Source organism: Paenibacillus sp. FSL R5-0623 (genome assembly GCF_037974265.1).
GTDB lineage: Bacteria > Bacillota > Bacilli > Paenibacillales > Paenibacillaceae > Paenibacillus.
In genome coordinates this window covers 5,343,455-5,362,429 of the sequence record NZ_CP150233.1, presented here as the reverse complement: position 1 = coordinate 5,362,429, position 18,975 = coordinate 5,343,455, and the positions used below count along the sequence as shown (strand labels likewise).

Annotated in this window: 14 protein-coding genes and 1 other annotated feature; all 14 genes read left to right on the top strand. The window is 48.1% G+C overall.

The genetic code is table 11. The annotated features are described in order from the left end of the window. Positions 1–161: 161 nt before the first annotated feature. The 14 genes from speD (at position 162) to MKY92_RS23530 (ending at position 18,951) form a co-directional block, all read left to right on the top strand. Positions 162–563, top strand: a complete 402-nt coding sequence (gene speD, locus MKY92_RS23595; protein WP_339297840.1) for an adenosylmethionine decarboxylase — start codon at positions 162–164, stop codon at positions 561–563. Positions 564–905: 342 nt separating this feature from the next. Then, positions 906–2,291 carry a glutamyl-tRNA reductase gene (hemA, locus tag MKY92_RS23590; protein ID WP_221820868.1) on the top strand — a complete coding sequence of 462 codons (1,386 nt, stop codon included), beginning with the start codon at positions 906–908 and terminating at the stop codon, positions 2,289–2,291. A 53-nt stretch (positions 2,292–2,344) separates the two neighbouring features. Then, complete coding sequence (ccsA, locus tag MKY92_RS23585; RefSeq protein WP_091037986.1) at positions 2,345–3,133, top strand: cytochrome c biogenesis protein CcsA; 789 nt, start codon at positions 2,345–2,347, stop codon at positions 3,131–3,133. A 5-nt stretch (positions 3,134–3,138) separates the two neighbouring features. Further along, on the top strand, positions 3,139–3,789 hold the full coding sequence (locus tag MKY92_RS23580; protein ID WP_339178879.1) for a bifunctional precorrin-2 dehydrogenase/sirohydrochlorin ferrochelatase: 651 nt from the start codon (positions 3,139–3,141) through the stop codon (positions 3,787–3,789). A 2-nt stretch (positions 3,790–3,791) separates the two neighbouring features. Then, positions 3,792–4,748, top strand: a complete 957-nt coding sequence (hemC, locus tag MKY92_RS23575) for a hydroxymethylbilane synthase (RefSeq protein ID WP_076216941.1) — start codon at positions 3,792–3,794, stop codon at positions 4,746–4,748. Between the two features lie 4 nt (positions 4,749–4,752). Then, a complete protein-coding gene (gene cobA, locus MKY92_RS23570; RefSeq protein ID WP_339297839.1) occupies positions 4,753–6,315 on the top strand; it encodes a uroporphyrinogen-III C-methyltransferase in 1,563 nt (520 codons plus the stop codon). Between the two features lie 102 nt (positions 6,316–6,417). After that, positions 6,418–7,419 (top strand): porphobilinogen synthase, encoded by a 1,002-nt coding sequence (gene hemB, locus MKY92_RS23565; protein WP_339297838.1) that lies wholly within the window; start codon positions 6,418–6,420, stop codon positions 7,417–7,419. Between the two features lie 26 nt (positions 7,420–7,445). Beyond that, complete coding sequence (gene hemL, locus MKY92_RS23560; protein WP_047841187.1) at positions 7,446–8,750, top strand: glutamate-1-semialdehyde 2,1-aminomutase; 1,305 nt, start codon at positions 7,446–7,448, stop codon at positions 8,748–8,750. Further along, a complete protein-coding gene (locus MKY92_RS23555; protein ID WP_339297837.1) occupies positions 8,747–9,655 on the top strand; it encodes an RluA family pseudouridine synthase in 909 nt (302 codons plus the stop codon). The genes hemL and MKY92_RS23555 overlap by 4 nt, the downstream gene beginning before the upstream one ends. Before the next feature lie 367 nt (positions 9,656–10,022). After that, a complete protein-coding gene (locus MKY92_RS23550) occupies positions 10,023–11,606 on the top strand; it encodes a LysM peptidoglycan-binding domain-containing protein (RefSeq protein WP_339297836.1) in 1,584 nt (527 codons plus the stop codon). A 155-nt stretch (positions 11,607–11,761) separates the two neighbouring features. Further along, positions 11,762–12,043 (top strand) — a binding site (T-box leader). 61 nt (positions 12,044–12,104) lie between these two features. Then, entirely contained in the window at positions 12,105–14,771 is a 2,667-nt protein-coding gene (locus MKY92_RS23545) for a valine--tRNA ligase (protein ID WP_339297835.1), read from the top strand. 78 nt (positions 14,772–14,849) lie between these two features. Continuing rightward, positions 14,850–16,226, top strand: a complete 1,377-nt coding sequence (locus MKY92_RS23540) for a folylpolyglutamate synthase/dihydrofolate synthase family protein (RefSeq protein WP_124117791.1) — start codon at positions 14,850–14,852, stop codon at positions 16,224–16,226. A gap of 56 nt (positions 16,227–16,282) precedes the next feature. Further along, positions 16,283–17,602 carry a UDP-N-acetylmuramate--L-alanine ligase gene (gene murC, locus MKY92_RS23535; protein WP_339301892.1) on the top strand — a complete coding sequence of 440 codons (1,320 nt, stop codon included), beginning with the start codon at positions 16,283–16,285 and terminating at the stop codon, positions 17,600–17,602. 119 nt (positions 17,603–17,721) lie between these two features. Then, the gene (locus MKY92_RS23530) at positions 17,722–18,951 is read left to right on the top strand and encodes an SPOR domain-containing protein (protein ID WP_339297834.1); all 1,230 of its coding nucleotides are present in this window, start codon (positions 17,722–17,724) and stop codon (positions 18,949–18,951) included. Positions 18,952–18,975 lie beyond the last annotated feature (24 nt).

The window sequence follows — 18,975 nt, the reverse complement described above, 5'->3', positions numbered from 1 at the left end:
ATTCAATGTTATTTTTAATCTCGTTGAAAACAATATAGGAACCAGGATTCACTCAGGACATTATATGTTGCGAGAGATTTTTCCCTCGGGAAGTGAATGACGTAGGTCCTAGCGGATGAAATTTTTCAAACATTTTATTCCTAGGAAGGGGGAACCGAAGGATGGAATATTCAACTTTCGGAAGACACGTTGCTGTTGATACTTGGGGTGTCGACTTTAATCTACTGAACAATGCAGAGTATCTGCAAGCCCAAATGGTTGAAGCAGCGGAGGCATGTGGCGCGACAGTAATGTCCGTGCAGTCCAAGCAGTTTGACCCACAGGGAGCGACCGTACTTGTACTATTGTCTGAGAGCCATCTCTCCATTCATACGTATCCTGAGAGAGGTTTTGCAGCGATTGATTGTTACACTTGTGGGGAGACCGTAGATCCACAGCTTGCTATTGACTACCTGGTATCCGTATTAAAGCCTGAAAAAACGTATGCAAAGAAGTTGGTACGTGGATTGGGCGAATTGCAAGTTGAAACACCAGAGATGAACAACCAGACGGAACGGGTTTAAATAAAAAGTATATTGCATACACAATGTTCACATATCGGGATGGACACATAACCTCCCAAACTCTAATAGTCATGGAATAATTCCATGGCTATTTGTTTTAATATGCGTATCGATATGAATATTCATAATCGACACTTTTTAACGCATAACGGTGAACTTTGGTGAGACACTACAATAAATGACAGTGCATAGGATGATGAACATGGTGATTTCATAAACATTTCATAAAAATGACCCGGTCACGGCTATGATGTGTGATATAATTAACCATGTCAATCATAAATGGATAGACATATGCAGTAAGCACTTTGATTGGAAATTTATTAGGCAGGTGAACTTGCAATGCACATCGTTGTCGTTGGTTTGAATTATCGCACGGCGCCTGTAGAGGTTAGGGAACGATTCACATTTGCAGAAAAGGACTTGTCTGAAGCGCTGCAGCAGCTCAAGCTGACCAAGAGTGTATTGGAAGGTGTAATCGTAGCCACATGTAACCGTACCGAGTTGTATGTTGTGGTGGACCGTCTTCACATGTGTGGTTATTTTATTCGAACATTTATGGAACAATGGTTTAATGTACCACGGGAAGAATTTACGCAACACTTATATATATATGAAGATGATCAAGCTATGCGCCATTTGTTCCGTGTCATCTGCGGACTAGATTCTATGGTTATTGGTGAGACTCAGATTCTTGGACAGGTGAAACAGGCTTTTCTTAAAGCGCAGGAAGAGAAATCAACAGGTACCTGGTTTAATAAGTTATTTAAACAGGCCGTTACGCTGGGTAAACGGGCACATTCGGAGACTTCCATCGGGGAGAGCGCCGTATCTGTCAGTTATGCTGCTGTTGAACTCGGTAAGAGGATTTTTGGCATGTTCACAGACAAGAAGGTGCTCATTTTGGGTGCTGGCAAGATGAGTGAATTAACCGTGAAACATCTCTATGCCAACGGGGCATCCGAGGTCATCGTGGCGAATCGTACGCTCGCAAGAGCTGAAGAATTGGCAGCCAAGTTCCGGGGCACACCTTGTACCATGGAACAGGCGTTAGATCGACTTAATGAAGTTGATATTGTGATTAGTTCCACTGGAGCTGAACGTTATGTCATGGATGCAGCAGTGGTACGGGAGAGCATGAAGCGTCGTCAATCTCGCCCATTGTTCCTGATTGATATTGCGGTTCCACGGGATATTGACCCAGCGATTGGTGAATTATCCAACGTATTTCTCTATGACATTGATGATCTGGAAGGAATCGTGGAGAGCAACCTCGAGATGCGTAAGGTGGAAGCTGCCAAGATTGAGAGAATGATTGAGCTTGAGATGGAGGATTATTACCATTGGCTCAAAACGTTGGGTGTTCGTCCCGTTATTCGCGCTTTGCAGGAAAAAGGTGTTTCCATTCATGAAGAAACGATGGATAGCCTGTTTAATAAACTGCCTGAGCTCGATGAACATCAACGTAAAGTCATTCGTCGTTTGACCAAGAGTATTGTAAACCAAATGACGACAGATCCGATTAATCGGATTAAGGAAATGGCAGGCACGAAGCAAGGTGATGAAGCTCTGCGCATGTTTACTCAGATTTTCGCTCTGGAAGATTCAGTAGAGATGGCCGCTGAAAAAGTGAGTCAGAGTGATGCCACAGCTCTTGCGAAACCAGCCGCTCACCTTAACGAAAACCGGCAAGACCCCGTGCCGGCTTATGCTCCGGCAGGCGTATAAGGCGGGTGGGCAGCTTGACCCTTGCTGAACAAGTTTATGAAGCTCTAATCTATATGTATGCCCTGAGCCTACTGTTCTATTTCTCGGACTGCATTCGACGCAATGCGGGGGCGAAGCGGACAGGCACAGGGTTTCTTGTCGTTGTTTGGGGACTGCAGGTGACACATGTCATATTGCGCATGTGGACTGAAGGCCATTTCCCCATCTACACCACCTTTGATTTTTTGTTTATATTTTCATTCAGTATTGTGCTGATGTCTCTCGTCATGACTCGCATCCAGCGTTCTGAATTTGTCATTTTGTTGCTAAATGTTGTAGGTTTTTCCGTTACGGTATTAAACCGACTGTGGTTTACGGCCGGAGAGATATCACTGCATAACTGGCAAACGGTACATGGATTACTCATTATGCATATTACCTTGGCGAATCTTGGTTTTGCGGCGTTAACCGTTGCTACAGTATTTGCCTTGTTATATCTGTTCTTGCACCGTAAGTTGAAGAAAAAAAAGTGGAATGATACGATGCGACGGTTGCCAAGCCTGGAAGTGATCGGGAAGTATATGGATGGTGCTACGTTGATAGGAACACCGTTACTTGGTGTTTCTGTGATGCTTGCCGTATTATCCATTGTGGCGGAAAGACGCTGGATTCTACTCTTGGATCTCAAAGTTATCTCGACAGGTCTTGCTATAGCCATCTATGTCGGTTACTTCGTATCCAAGAGAAGGAAACAGTTCTCTACGATTATCATGGCAAGATGGACACTGATCGGGTACGGATTTGTCATTATAAGTTTTTTATCCAATGCATATTCAGCGTTTCATCGTTGGACGGGAGAGTGAAGGGGATGGACCGTTACACGCCGATATTTGTGAATACTTCAGGCAAGAAGTGCTGCGTGGTTGGTGGTGGACGTGTTGCCGAGCGTAAAATTAAGGGATTGCTGCATGCCGAGGCACAGATTACGGTCATTAGTCCGGAGCTTACTCCCGTGTTACAACAACTGCATCATGAATCCCGAATTCAATGGATAGACCGGTCCTACCGCAATGGAGATTTGCGGGGGGCCTTTCTCGTATATGCAGCGACTGACCATTCAGAGGTCAATTCAACTGTGGTTAGGGATGCTGAGGCTGTGGGCATATTGGTGAATGACGCAATGTCTTCGGAGCACAGCAGCTTTATTACGCCAAGCGTGGTCAGGCGTGGGAGATTAAGCATAGCGATATCCACAGCAGGAGCGGGACCGGCAGCAGCTGCGGAGATACGTGCCACACTCGAACGACAGTTCGGTGATGAGTATGAGACGTACCTTGAGTTTTTGCACCAGATGAGGACCGAGGTGAAGTCACGCGTGTCATCTTCAAGTCTCAGAAGTACGTTGCTTCGGCAGTTAACTGAAATGCACATATTAGAAGATATTCGTACAGGCCATTTTCGGTGGTGGACCGAAGAAGAAATCGGGGACTGGATATCCCGTAATCAGGAGGAAGTGTAGATATGCGTACAATTAAAGTTGGAAGTAGACAGAGCGCGCTTGCGCTAACCCAGACAGGCCATGTCATTCAGGATTTACGCGATATTTGTGAGCGGGAAGGATTAGCTTTTGACTTTGAAGTACATAAGATTGTTACCAAAGGAGATCTCATTCTGGATGTAACGTTGTCAAAAGTGGGAGGCAAAGGTTTGTTTGTCAAAGAGATTGAACAGGCGATGATTGATCGTACGATTGATATGGCTGTTCATAGTATGAAAGATATGCCTTCCGAGTTACCCGAAGGATTAACGAATGGGGCTATACCTCGTCGTGCAGATCCACGGGATGCGCTGATCTCCAATGGTGGGCTTACTCTGGATCAACTGCCAGAAGGAGCTAGAGTCGGAACAAGCAGTCTGCGCCGGTCGAGCCAATTAAAGGCCTATCGTCCAGATTTGCAATTGGAATCGATACGCGGCAATATTGATTCCCGCCTGCGGAAGCTGGAGACCGAAGGGTTCGATGCGATTATTCTGGCGGCTGCAGGATTGTACCGTATGGGATGGGAAGACCGAATCACGGAGTACCTGACGGAAACAGCTTGCCTTCCGGCAGTAGGTCAAGGCGCGCTTGGTATCGAATGTCGTGAAGACGATGAGGAACTGTTGCACTTGCTGCAGCTGTATAATGATCCGGAGACAGCATTTCCTGTACAGGCGGAACGCCGTTTTCTCAGTGTATTAAATGGGGGCTGCCAGGTTCCGATTGGTGCTCATGCGGTATGGGTACCTCAGCAAGATGCAGATTCCCTGAATGGTGAAAACACGTTACAATTAACAGGTATGGTCGGCACGCCGGATGGTGGACTGATTCTTAAGGAAGCTCTGATCGGCAAGGACCCGGTTCGTCTGGGTGAAGAAGTGGCTTGGAGATTGATCGAACGGGGAGCAGAGCAGATACTGGCAGAAGTTAGGGGATGAAGACATGGTGGGAAAGGTCTTTTTGGTAGGGGCAGGTCCTGGGGATGCAAAGCTGATTACGGTAAAAGGGTGGGAATCCATCGGTAAAGCCGATGCTGTAGTCTACGATCGTTTGGCAAGTCCGAGATTGTTGAAACAAATGAAACCCGGCGCAGTCAAGATTTACGTGGGCAAGCGCCCGGATCGGCATACGATGAAACAGGAAGAGATCAATCAACTGTTGGTGGATCTGGCGCTTGAGGGCAAGGTTGTAGTTCGACTTAAGGGTGGCGACCCGACGATCTTTGGACGTGTAGGCGAAGAGGCGGGTTTGCTGCACAAAAACGGAATTCCGTTTGAGATTGTACCTGGGGTTACCGCTGCAATAAGTGTACCTGCGTATGCCGGAATTCCCGTCACTCACCGTGACTATGCATCTTCCATCTCTATTATTACGGGGCATGAGAGTCCGGACAAGCTTGATCGCAGTATCCATTGGGATAAAGTGACGAATGCAACGGGCACACTTGTATTTATGATGGGGGTTGCCAAAATTGGATATATCAGCGAACAATTGATTCGTCATGGTCGTCCAGCGCAAACACCGGTAGCTCTGATTCGTTGGGGAACACGAGCGGAACAGGATACCCTTATAGGTACCCTTGAAGATATAGAAGCGAAAGTGATCGCAGCCAATTTCCAACCGCCAGCTGTTATTGTGGTGGGGGATGTCGTCAATCAAAGGGAACAATTGAAATGGGCAGAAGCTCTTCCGCTGTTTGGCAAACGAATTCTGGTAACCCGTGCTCGCAGTCAGGCGAGTGAACTGGTGAATCGCATTGAGGAACTCGGCGGCGAACCGTATGAGTTTCCGGTTATTGAGACGGTCATGCCGTCCAGTGAATCTGCGCAGCAAAGTGTCGAAGACGCCTTCAGTGCTTTAAATACCTATGACTGGGTGTTTTTCACAAGTGTGAACGGCGTGGAGTTTTTCTTCCGCCACCTGGAACAGGAAGGCAAGGATATTCGCTCGATTCATCAAGCAAGAATTGCTGCCGTAGGACCTTCCACAGCAGACGCTTTACGCAAACATGGCATCGTTGCAGAGGTTGTCAAAGGTCCTTTCCAGGCCGAAGGCATGCTTGAGACTTTTGAAAGTGAACTGAAGGAAGGTCAGAGAGTACTGCTTCCGCACGGTGATCTTGCACGTACGTGGTTGCGTGACCAGTTGAGAGAACGAGGGCTTCAGGTCACCGAAGCCATCATCTACGATACGATCCTCGCTGGTGAGGATGATGACGAATTGCTTAAGTTACTTGAAGAAGGTGGTATTCATGCGGTGACCTTTACAAGTTCATCGACGGTTACCAACTTCATGAGTATGTTGAAACGTATGGGGTTGCAAGATCCATTGCCTTTAATGAAAGATGTAGAGGTTGCGTGTATCGGACCTGTTACAGCGAAGACGGCAGAGGCCGCTGGACTAAAGGTTACACTGATGGCAGAGGAAGCAACGATGGATAGCTTGATCACAGTGCTATGCGACTGGAAACGGACTGGCACCAAAGAAGGCGCTCTTCGAAATTAATACACATGTAATCATGTCAACATATGAAGCGTGCTGAATTCGATAGGATACCAGCGCGCTTCCCTTTTTGCTCTATTTAACTTTCAGGGAGGTTTTACTCGTATGAGTTTTCCAATTGTACGGCATCGCCGTTTACGCCAATCCACAGGTATTCGCAATTTGGTCAGAGAGACCCATCTAACCGTGGACGACTTTATTCAACCAATCTATGTGACGTATGGAGAAAATGTAAAATCTGAAATTAAATCCATGCCTGGCGTATTCCGCTTTTCGCTGGATCGGCTTCAGGAGGAAGTAACGGAAATTGCCGAGCTGGGAATTCCAGCCGTGTTATTGTTCGGTATTCCGGAGACGAAGGACAGTGTGGGTTCATCTGGCTTCGCTGAAGATGGCATTGTGCAGGAAGCGACGAGATTGATCAAATCCTGGTACCCGGAATTGCTGGTTGTTGCGGATACTTGTCTGTGTGAATTCACGGATCACGGTCACTGCGGTATGGTACACACCGTGGAGATTGACGGCCACATCTGCGGAGATGTGTTAAATGATGAATCACTGGATCTACTCGTGCAAACGGCAGTGTCTCAAGCCAAAGCAGGAGCGGACATTATTGCACCATCCAACATGATGGATGGATTTGTACAAGCGATCCGCGCCGGGCTGGATGAGAATGGATTCAGTCACATTCCGATCATGTCCTACTCTGTTAAATATGCATCCGCATTTTATGGTCCATTCCGTGAAGCAGCAGATTCCACACCACAATTCGGAGACCGTAAGTCCTATCAGATGGACCCGGCGAACGCGCGTGAAGCCTTGCGTGAAGCAGAGACGGATGTGCTCGAAGGAGCGGACATGTTGATGGTAAAACCATCCCTTTCCTATCTAGATGTTATGCGCACCATCAAGGATCAATTTGATCTTCCGCTTGTTGCCTATAATGTAAGTGGCGAGTATGCCATGGTAAAGGCGGCGGCGATTCAAGGCTGGATCGATGAGAAAAAAGTTGCCATGGAAATCCTGCTCAGCATGAAACGCGCAGGTGCAGATATGATCATTACCTACTACGGAAAAGACGCTTCACGCTGGTTGGCTGAGAAATAAAATAAATTATATTAAGGAGGATATTCATGACTGCACAACAAGGTAATCGACGCAATGATGAGCGCTCACGCAGCGCGTTTGAGGAAGCGAAGCAGTACATACCCGGGGGTGTGAACAGCCCTGTACGCGCATTCAAATCGGTGGGACTTACTCCGATCTATGCAGAACGCGGCGAAGGGTCCAAAATCTACGATATTGATGGCAATGTTTTTATTGACTATGTGGGATCGTGGGGCCCACTAATTATGGGACATGCACACCCTGACGTTGTAGAAGCTTTGCGTGAGACAGCCCTCAAAGGAACAAGCTTTGGTGCGCCTACCTTGCTGGAGACCGAGATGGCTAAACTGGTCTGTGAGCGTGTACCTTCTATCGATATCGTGCGGATGGTTAATTCCGGCACGGAAGCAACCATGAGTGCCATTCGACTGGCACGCGGGGTAACCGGACGCAGTAAAATTCTGAAGTTTGAAGGATCATATCATGGACATGCGGACAGCTTGCTGATCAAGGCGGGTTCAGGTGTCGCAACACTGGGTCTACCGGATAGTCCAGGTGTACCTGAAGGTGTAGCTGTGAATACAATTACGGTACCTTACAACGATCTGGAGTCCGTTAAGCTTGCTTTTGAACGTTATGGTGAAGAACTGGCCGCTGTTATTGTGGAGCCTGTAGCAGGTAACATGGGGGTTGTTCCTCCGGCTTCCGGTTTCCTTGAAGGCCTGCGCAGTTTAACGACCCAATATGGCAGCCTGCTTATTTTTGACGAAGTCATGACCGGTTTCCGCGTAGGGTTGAACTGTGCTCAGGGACGGTATGGGGTTACACCTGACCTGACTTGTCTGGGTAAAGTTATCGGTGGCGGACTCCCGGTTGGTGCTTATGGTGGCCGTCGGGATCTGATGGAACAGATTGCTCCTACCGGACCGATCTATCAGGCAGGTACACTTAGTGGGAATCCGCTGGCTATGGCAGCAGGATATACCACGCTCAAATTGTTAACACCAGAGGTCTATGACCGTCTGGAGACATTGTCTGCACGTCTGCAAGCCGGATTCGAGAAAAATGCAGCTGAGACGGGTATTGCGATAACCATTAACCGTGTGGGTTCCATGGTTTGTCCATTCTTTAGTGCCGTTCCCGTAACCAATTATGACATTGCCAAAGAAAGCAATCTGGATCAATTCCGTCGTTATTTTGCGGCCATGATTGATCAAGGTGTGAGTGTTGCGCCTTCGCAATACGAAGGCATGTTTGTCTCTGGTGTGCACACAGAGCAGGATATTGACGATACGATCGAGGCGAATCGTAAAGCTCTTCAATCGTTATGACCATCAAGAGTTGGAAACGCCGCGGGGAATGGCTTGAGCTAATGCCAGGAAAAGCCGTAACAGGCAGTTCGGACAAACCGATGGCTGCAGAGCAATGGTTATTGTCTGAACTTCAGTTTCCGGAGAAACTGCTTCGTCAGCTGAAAGCAAACCGAGGAATACAACTTGCAGGGGACCGGCTTCGGCTGGCCCTTTTTGCGTCCCAGCCAATCGATGTTGAGCCACGCTGGGCTGATGTGGATGTATTGTATGAGGATGATTTCTGTCTGGTTATGCACAAACCGGCAGGCATGAAACTGCATCCGGATGGAAGCCGTTCCGATCAGGCCATCACGCTGGATCACGTGGTTGCCTCCTATTATGAAATGAACGGAATACAGGCGAACGTACGCCATGTTCATCGACTGGATGAGGATACAACCGGACCTGTTCTGTATGCCAAAAATGCTTTTGCCCTCGCCAAACTGGATGAAGCGATGCGACGCAAAGAGATTGGCCGCCATTATGTAGCCATTGCAGGTGGACAAATCCCCCTTGAACTCCACAAAATTGATGCTCCGATTGGCAAGGACAGACATCACAAACAGCGCAGGCGTGTCTCCGAAGGTGGACAGGAAGCGGTTACTCATGTGGAGATCGTCGAAGTATGGGAACGAGCAACCCTTGTACGATTAAAGCTGGATACAGGACGTACACACCAAATTCGTGTACACCTGAGCTACGCGGGACACCCGCTTATTGGTGATGCGTTGTATGGAGGTAGAGCGGATGTCATTGGGCGACAAGCACTTCACGGAGAGATGCTTAAGTTTAGTCATCCTTTAACCGGAGCTATGATTGAAGTGAATGATCCTTGGCCGCCCGATTTCACACAATTGGCAGAGCGTGAGCGTCAAAATTATTAATACACTATATAAGTTCGACTAACTGGTTACACGAGAACGGAGAGGACAGAAATAACGTAAAAAAGCGGAATGTTCGCCTAAAAGCTTTCTGAAAGAAAGCTGCTTCGGAAGCATAAGCTATCCCCGGATTTTCCCTTTATAAAAAGGAATGAAAAAAATCTGGGGATAACAGCGATCGGAAGGTTGTTCTGTCATCGAAGTGGCTAGGTGCAACATTCTCTATTTCGCTTAATATAACAAGGTTTTTCAAAAGGTGGCATGCTCCCCTCATTCAAGGCATATAGATGGGGTAACGAAGGATTTGGACCATGGATCAGTCCCATGAGAAGGATCATGGTGAACATATGCCGAAAGGAGGACGCCACCTTTGTTGAATCAACCTTATGGTTTGCGGTTCGATATTTATGAGCGCGTTCATTTGTCTGAGGGAGTCCCTGCGATTGAGGAATTGGAGGAGATTGAACTATACCCGCGCATTCAAGTCATAGGGCAGGATGATCATGCCACGTTAAGAGGGCATCTTTTACTTACAGGTGCGTACAGAGGAGAAAATGAGGCTTCAGAGGAGCTCAAACATTTCATTCCCGTGGAGATCACAGTGCCGCTGAACCGGGTCAGATCGATTGAGGATATTTCTATCGAGATCGAAAATTTTGACGTGGATCTGTTATCCAATCGCAGTCTGAACATTACAGGCGTATTGTCGCTGCGAGGCATCGAAGGTTTTCCTGTTGAAGAGCCACAAGTGTGGTCAGCAGATGAGTTTACAGTTGTTCATTCGCCTGATGCTCAGCAAACCAACCGTTCCGATGAAGCAGCACAGACAGGTAGCGACCCCAACATATTTGCACAGGAGTACCTGCTCCAGCGGAGTGAGGAAGAGAGACTTGCGAATGCAGCAGAACTTGCATATGGTGCTCCTGAATTCGCTGACCTGTCCACAAGGGAAGAGACGTTGGGGAATAGCGAAGAATCGCAGCAGGAATATGCGAATTCGTCATTGGCCGAGCCACTTCAATCCGAGGAGCAAAGTGCGGAGTACGCTAACGAAAACAGACAACCTGATGCAAACGAAGATCCCGCATCTCTAACGGCGAATACAGATGAATTGGCATCTAATGAGCAATATAGCGAACCTTCTCCGATCTCGTCTTTTATGGCTGAGACCGCTGATCGGTTAGCTTCTTACCCTGAGTCGGAACCATTGCTGCCTCTGGAAGACGAGTCTTCGGGTTGGTCCGAGCCTTCCGCGGATGTATTGCCTGCCAACTCGAGAAGTGCAGATCAAGCAGTCTCAGAGCCTACTGCTCAATCATCTAATGAGTTGGCAGCACGGGATGTACCGGACGCACCAGAGGTATGGCACTTCGAATCAGCGAGATCTGTACCTCAGCAGGAGAATCAGGCAGTTGCCGATGTCCCGGGCGAATCACAGGCGGAGAACTGGCAAGGTGTATTTGCTTCGTCCGAACCAGACAACGCGGAGGAAGACCGACCGTCTTTTGAAGCGACTGGGGTAGACGAGTTCGTACAGAACGAAGCATTTGTTCCTGAACCTGTGGCTGAGACGGAAGACAAGCCGGAGCTGAAGGTTGCTTTTGGCAGCAAAAAAGAATCCGCACCCCGGCAAGAAGAGGGCGTAGGTATCTCTTCCTTGTTATCCTCTGGCAGAGCTGCACGCGATGCTGAAGTGGAGCGAGGTGATGAGGTTCCTGCGGGTGTGGTACAGGAAGAAACGTATCCAGCTGATGATGTGGAATGGAAGAACCTGTTCCTGGGAACAATCGTGGACCAGACCCCATTCCGCAAGGTGAAACTGTGCATTGTTCAGCGAGAAGATACACTGGATGCCATTGCAGATCGTTATCAATTGAGCACGAGGGAACTTCAGTTGTATAACCGATTATCTGAGCAGGTTGTGGAAGAAGGTCAGATATTGTACATCCCTTAATCCGCAGTTAAAGCCTTCGTTACGACCCGTGATCCCCTTGAGGATTGCGGGTTTTTGCATGATTCGTCCTAAACCTGCATTCCAGCGCTCTTTATCCGCTGTTGTCAGGTTGACTATCGCGCACGAGCAAGGTATGATGTGTGTAGGTTTTTTGAAGAACAACGTGGAACGGGAGTAGTAGACAGTATGACCTTTCAGAGAGTGGAATTGCAACGCTGTGAGATTCCGCAGGAACCAACTGATCGAAGTCGCCCGGGAGTTGCCTGTTTGAATACAAGGGATGAATGAGATCTATCGTCATTTGTTTCTGAGGTAGGATGGGCCGGTAGCAGCCGTTATCTGCTTGAAGTGTCACGTCATGTACAGAGGGTGAAGTCTATCTTGCTGTCGGCGTGAAACAAAGGTGGTACCGCGAAAGCTAACCTTTCGTCCTTTGATGGATGAAAGGTTTTTTTTGTTTTTTTTGGCGAAGATGATGAAGTAACGGAGGAATGACACATGTCTGAGGAAAAAAAATCAGCTGCAACAGAAATGCCGACCACTTACGATCCTAAGGCGGCAGAGGATAAATGGTACTCCACCTGGATGGAGCGTGGATATTTCAAAGCCGGTCAACGTAAAGATGCCGAGCCGTATACGATTGTAATTCCACCCCCGAATGTGACCGGGATGCTACACATTGGGCATGCGCTCGATTTTACACTGCAGGATATTCTGATCCGCACCAAACGGATGCAAGGTTATGATGCACTGTGGCTTCCGGGTTCCGACCATGCAGGTATTGCTACCCAAACCAAAGTGGAGCAGAAGCTGCGTGAAGAAGGTCTGACTCGTTATGATCTGGGACGTGAGAAGTTCCTGGAGAAAGTATGGGACTGGAAAGATCAATATGCCACTACCATTCGTCAGCAATGGGGCAAAATGGGATTGTCGCTTGACTACTCACGTGAACGTTTTACGCTGGATGAAGGTCTGTCCCAAGCGGTTCGCAAAGTATTTGTTCAACTGTATGAAAAAGGCCTTATTTACCGAGGCAAACGTATCATTAACTGGGACCCGGTGAACCGGACAGCTCTGTCCGACATTGAGGTTGAATATAAAGAGGTTCAGGGTCACTTGTACCATCTGCGTTACCCGCTCAAAGACGGAAGTGGCTACGTTACCGTGGCAACAACGCGTCCTGAAACGATGCTGGGTGATACAGCGGTTGCTGTTCATCCGAAGGATGAGCGTTATGCAGATATGATTGGTAAAGTACTTGTACTGCCAATCATTGGACGCGAAATTCCAATTATCGCTGATGATTATGTGGATAAAGAGTTCGGAAGTGGTGCAGTTAAAATCACGCCTGCACATGATCCGAATGACTTTGAAGTAGGTCTTCGTCATGATCTGCCTCAAATTACTGTAATGGATGAGAGCGGAACAATGAATGCTGAGGCTGGCAAGTATCAGGGACTGGATCGCAGTGACTGCCGCAAGCAGATTGTTGCTGACTTGAAAGAGCAGGGCGTATTGATCAATATTGAGGATCACACGCATCAGGTTGGACACAGTGAACGTACCGGAGCTGTTGTTGAGCCGTATCTTTCTACACAGTGGTTCGTTGAGATGAAGCCACTTGCAGAGAGAGCGATCAAGAAACAACAGAGCGGCGAAGGGGTTAATTTTGTTCCAGACCGTTTTGAGAAAACCTATCTGAACTGGATCGAAAACGTTCGGGACTGGTGTATTTCCCGTCAACTGTGGTGGGGACATCGCATACCTGCTTGGTATGATGAAGAAACAGGTGAAATCATCGTATCTGCTGAAGATCCAACAACGCTGCCAGAGTATGCTGGACGCAAGCTCAGACAGGACGAAGACGTACTCGATACTTGGTTTAGCTCCGGCTTATGGCCATTCTCCACACTAGGCTGGCCGGAAGATACGGAAGATCTGCAACGTTATTATCCAACAAGTGTACTTGTGACAGGGTATGACATCATATATTTCTGGGTTGCACGTATGATTTTCACTGCATTGGAATTCACGGATGAGATTCCGTTCAAGGATGTGCTGATGCATGGTCTTGTTCGTGATGCAGATGGACGTAAAATGTCCAAATCACTGGGCAACGGTGTAGATCCGCTGGATGTGATTGAGAAATACGGCGCAGATGCAATGCGTTACATGATCTCAACCAGCAGCACGCCAGGTCAGGATCTGCGTTTCCGTTGGGAACGGGTGGAGCAGGCTCGTAACTTTGCCAACAAAATCTGGAATGCTTCGCGCTTTGCATTGATGAATCTGGAAGGATTCACTTATGAGGAACGTGACATTAGCGGAGAGCTTGGTACAGCGGATTATTGGATTTTGCACCGTCTGAACGAAACTTCCCGCGATATTACGCGTCTAATCGAAGCGTATGAATTTGGGGAAACGGGTCGTGTGTTGTATAACTTTATCTGGGATGACCTGTGTGACTGGTACATTGAGTTTGCTAAGCTGTCCTTCTATGGGGAAGATCCGGTTGCCAAGAAGAAAACACAATCCGTGCTTGCTTATGTGCTTGATCAGACCATGCGCCTGATTCATCCGTTTATGCCATACATCTCCGAAGAGATCTGGCAGCATCTGCCGCATGAAGGTGAGACCATTACGCTGGCATCATGGCCAGTATATGATCCTGCTCTGGAGAACCCAGAGGCTGTTGCCGAGATGAACCTGCTGATGGATACCATTCGTGCAGTGCGAAACATTCGTGCAGAAGTGAACGTGCCGATGAGCAAAAAGATCGAGTTGATGGTCAAAGCAAACAGTCCTGAGACGTCCAGCATCATTGAGCGTAACAGTCACTACATCAAACGTTTCTGTAATACGTCCGAGTTCGATAGTGGGCTGGATTTAAACTCACCGGATAAGGCAATGACTGCGATCATTACGGGGGCAGAACTATACTTGCCGCTCGCAGGTCTTATTGATATCGAGCAGGAAGTGGCTCGTTTGGAGAAAGAGTTGGAGAACCTTGAGGGCGAAGTTCTCCGTGTAGAGAAAAAGCTGGCGAATGAAGGCTTTGTAGCCAAAGCTCCTGCCAAAGTTATTGAGGAAGAGCGCGCCAAGCAAGCCGATTATTCCGATAAACGGGATAAAGTGATTGCACGAATCAAGGAACTGAAAGGTTAATATATTTGGGTCGGATGGAGAGCCATTATGCCATCCGGCCGCTTTTTTCACTCAAACTCGGGACCGAAGGTGAATCAGATGACGGAATTAGACGGGACAGATGCAGCAGCTCCTTTACTTACGTATAACGAGGCCGTGGACTGGATCAATGGCCTTATTCCTTTTGGCATCCGACCTGGATTGGAACGAATCGAGAGTCTGATGTCCATGTTAGGCAACCCACACCAACGTCTCAAATTTATTCATGTCGCGGGAACGAACGGCAAAGGTTCGACTTGCGCTTTTTTGACGTCAGTGCTTCTTCAGGCTGGATATGATGTGGGTACTTTTACGTCGCCTTATATCACCAAGTTTACAAACCGTTTTCAATACAACGGTGAGGATATTCCTGAAGAAATCCTGCTTAAGCTCTCGAATCGATTACATCCACTGGTCATGGAAATGGCCTCCACTCCGCTTGGATCACCCACGATGTTTGAGGTATCCACGGCTCTCGCGCTTCTGTACTATGCAGAGGAGTGTTACCCTGACGTTGTGGTATGGGAGACGGGGCTAGGGGGAAGGATGGACGTAACGAATATTGTCGCACCTGTTGTGTCCGTCATCACCAACATTGGTATGGATCATACGGATGTGCTTGGAGATACGATTGAGCAGATTGCTGGAGAAAAGGCAGGTATTATCAAGCCGGGAGTACCCGTTGTGACTTGCGCGACTCAACCCGAAGCTGTGAAGGTGATTCAGGAGAAAGCACAGCAGCTTCAATCAAGCGTGTATTTGGCTGGAGATCAATTCTCTTATCATAGACTGGACAGCAATGAGAACGGACAATCTTTTCATTTTACAGGCCCGTTTCGTGACCTGGACGTTCGCATACGCATGCAGGGCTCACATCAATGTGACAATGCAGCGGCCGCACTTATGGTGCTTGAATTGCTTAGACAATACATGGCATTTATGCTGGATGACAACGATATTGCACTTGGACTGGAGAATGCTTTCTGGGCAGGAAGATTCGAAAAAGTCGTCGATGAACCCCGAATTGTGCTTGATGGAGCACATAATCCGGAAGGGGCAGAGTCACTGGCCAAGAGCATTACGGATGTCTATCCACACAACAAGTTAATTTTGATGATGGGTATGTTGGCAAATAAGCATCACGAAGCGTATTTGCAGCATATACTGCCACTAGTGGATACGCTGATCCTGACCGAGCCAGATTTCCGACGCAAAATGGATGCAGCCGAATTGCTGCAGATTGTCGAACGGGTACGTCCCGCCATTGCGAAGCAGGAACTGGAAATCATCGTCGAGCCCGAATGGGCAAAGGCACTTGATCTATTGAAGTCACGGACGGAAGCGGAAGATCTGGGGGTGGTCTCCGGCACACTGTACCTGATTGCGGATGTGCGGGCAGCCCTTTTGCATCAAACCGATTCTGAAAAAGGTTGGTGAAAGTTTTGTTAAATACATCGGAACACGTTCATTTTATAGGGATTGGCGGATATGGCATGAGTGCCATCGCAAGAGTTATGTTGGAAATGGGATACACCGTTACCGGATCGGATGTCGCTTCACAGGAGTTGACCGAGAAGTTGGCAGCCAAGGGGGCGAAAATATATATCGGACATACGGCAGAGCACGTCACTGGAGCAGACCTTGTTGTCTACTCTACGGCAGCGCCTGCTGATAATGTGGAACGGGTAGCAGCTGCAGAGCTGAACATTCCGATTCTGCATCGTTCCCAGATGCTTGCACGTTTGTTGAACGAACGTAAAGGTGTGGCTGTTGCTGGAGCTCACGGTAAAACAACCACCTCATCCATGATTGCACTTGTTATGGATAAATGTGATACGGACCCGACATATATCATTGGCGGAGAGATCATGAATGTGGGCACCAACGCCAAGGCAGGCCAGGGCGACTGGGTAGTTGCTGAGGCGGACGAGAGCGACGGTTCATTTTTGCAGTACCATCCATGGCTCGGTATTGTAACCAATATTGAAGCAGATCATCTGGAGAATTACAACAGTGATTTTGAGGAGCTCAAAAAGGCTTATGTGCAGTTCTTGAGCCAGATTCGTCCGGAAGGAACAGCAATTGTGTGTTCTGACGACGAGAATGTTCAAGCGATTTTGCCAGAACTCAAGTCACGGATTACAACCTATGGTATTGATCGTGCTGCAGATTATACGGCAACGGATATTGTACTGGGCGATCGACGTATCTCCTTTACGATGAATCATCAGGGTACTGCTATGGGCACGGTGGAATTATCAGTGCCGGGTAAGCATAACGTTTATAATGCGATGGCTACTGTGATTACCTGTCTGGAAGCAGGCATTCCATTTGAGAAGATTGTGGCAGCTATCATCCAGTTCCACGGAGCCAAACGCAGATTCCAGGTATTGGGCGAGGCGCGTGATATGCTGATCATTGATGATTATGCTCATCACCCGACTGAGATCGAAGCTACCATTAGTGCAGCCAAAGCAACGGGCAAACGTATTATTGCGGTATTCCAGCCACAGCGTTATACGCGGACGTTCTTCCTGCTTGATGCATTCAGTCGTGCTTTTGCGGAAGCGGATGAGGTGCTTATTACGGATATCTATTCTCCTGCGGGCGAAAAACAGATCGAAGGGGTAACCTCAGCCAGACTGGTTGAACTGATCGTTCAAAACAGTAATGCTTCTGCACGTTACCTCCCTACAAAAGAAGAAGTTGTAGCTGATCTGCAACATCGTCTGCAGCCAGGAGATCTTGTGATTACGATGGGTGCAGGGGATATTTGGAAAGTCGGCGATACACTTGCCAAAGGTTTGAAATAAATCAATTGAGAAATCGCCTGTCTTCGATACGAAGCAGGCGTTTTTTTTTGCGTTATATGGAATGTAACCTCCAGTCTCTGCATATAGCTGTTATAAATGGGACAAAGGAGAGGGTACGGGTGAGCAATGCTAGAATGACGTTTCGCTTCGGAGATCATGAGTCGGACAAGCCTGAGAACAAGAGGATATCCGCGTCCAGTCCATTGGTGACGTTAAGTGAAGAATTACCGCATAATCAACCGCTAACACCTAAGCAGATAAATACAACCCCATCATGGACGCCTGAGGATATCCCCGGAGACTGGGGAGAGACGGTGCTGACAAGCTCTACTGTACCTGAACCTGACGAGCGGGTGAGTCATGATTCGAACTTGAACTTGGATGAGACCCATTATTTTGGGAACCGTTCCGGTTCCGGTTATGTTAATCACACCGATAATCCGGAGGAAGAGCGTCGTGATCTGTCCAATACACATGATGATCAGGGCCACGACTGGCTTGCAGATTCGGAGAACTATTCCTATAAACGCAATCGCCCTCCAAGGGGATGGAAAATGATTGGTTCTGTCACTGGGGCACTTGTTACCGGAGCACTTTTTGGCATGGTTATTCTTTCATTTTTTAATAAAGAAGGAGCCGTCAAGCCAGGCGATCTTCTTCCCGTCAATCAGGCAGTTTCCACTGTGACGGGTCAGGAGGGAACTGCAGGTACAGAGCAGCAGCTTCAGACAGCGGCGACTGGCAGCACGTATTATGCACTTCAATACGGCGTGTTCAGTTCTCCTGAACGAGCTGAGCAGGCGAAGCTTGAACTGGCGCAGGCAGGTATAGCCGCAGGTTCTGATCCTGAAGATGGCAATCGAGTATATGCAGGCATTTCGGCTGATCGTGAAGAGGCCAAGCTACTTAGCTCCAGGCTAAAAGCCCAGGGAGTCGAACTGTACGTCAAGGAGATCGTGAACCCTGAGATCAATCCGGCTATATTCGGTGGCAAGCAAGAGGATGTGCAGCTTTTCTTCACAAACAGTTCTGCACTGGTGGAACAATTATCTACCTTGTCCATTCAGCAGCTGGGTCAGTCTGCTCCGGCAGCAGTCTCTACAGAAACGATGACCGCGATTCAAAATAAGCACCAGTCATGGCTGACCGGATTGAATAGTCTTACACCTGGCCTGACCGCGGATGTACAACCTATTATTGGCGGAATGGAGAAATCAATGAACAGTGCAATTACGGCTATCGCAGAGTACAACAAAAACCCGGATGATGTGCACATGTGGTCCGTGCAGTCCGATCTGATGGAATATGTACTGCAGCAGAAAAAATGGCTTGAAGCGATAAAGCAGTAACATGCTCTTTCCCATAACAACGCT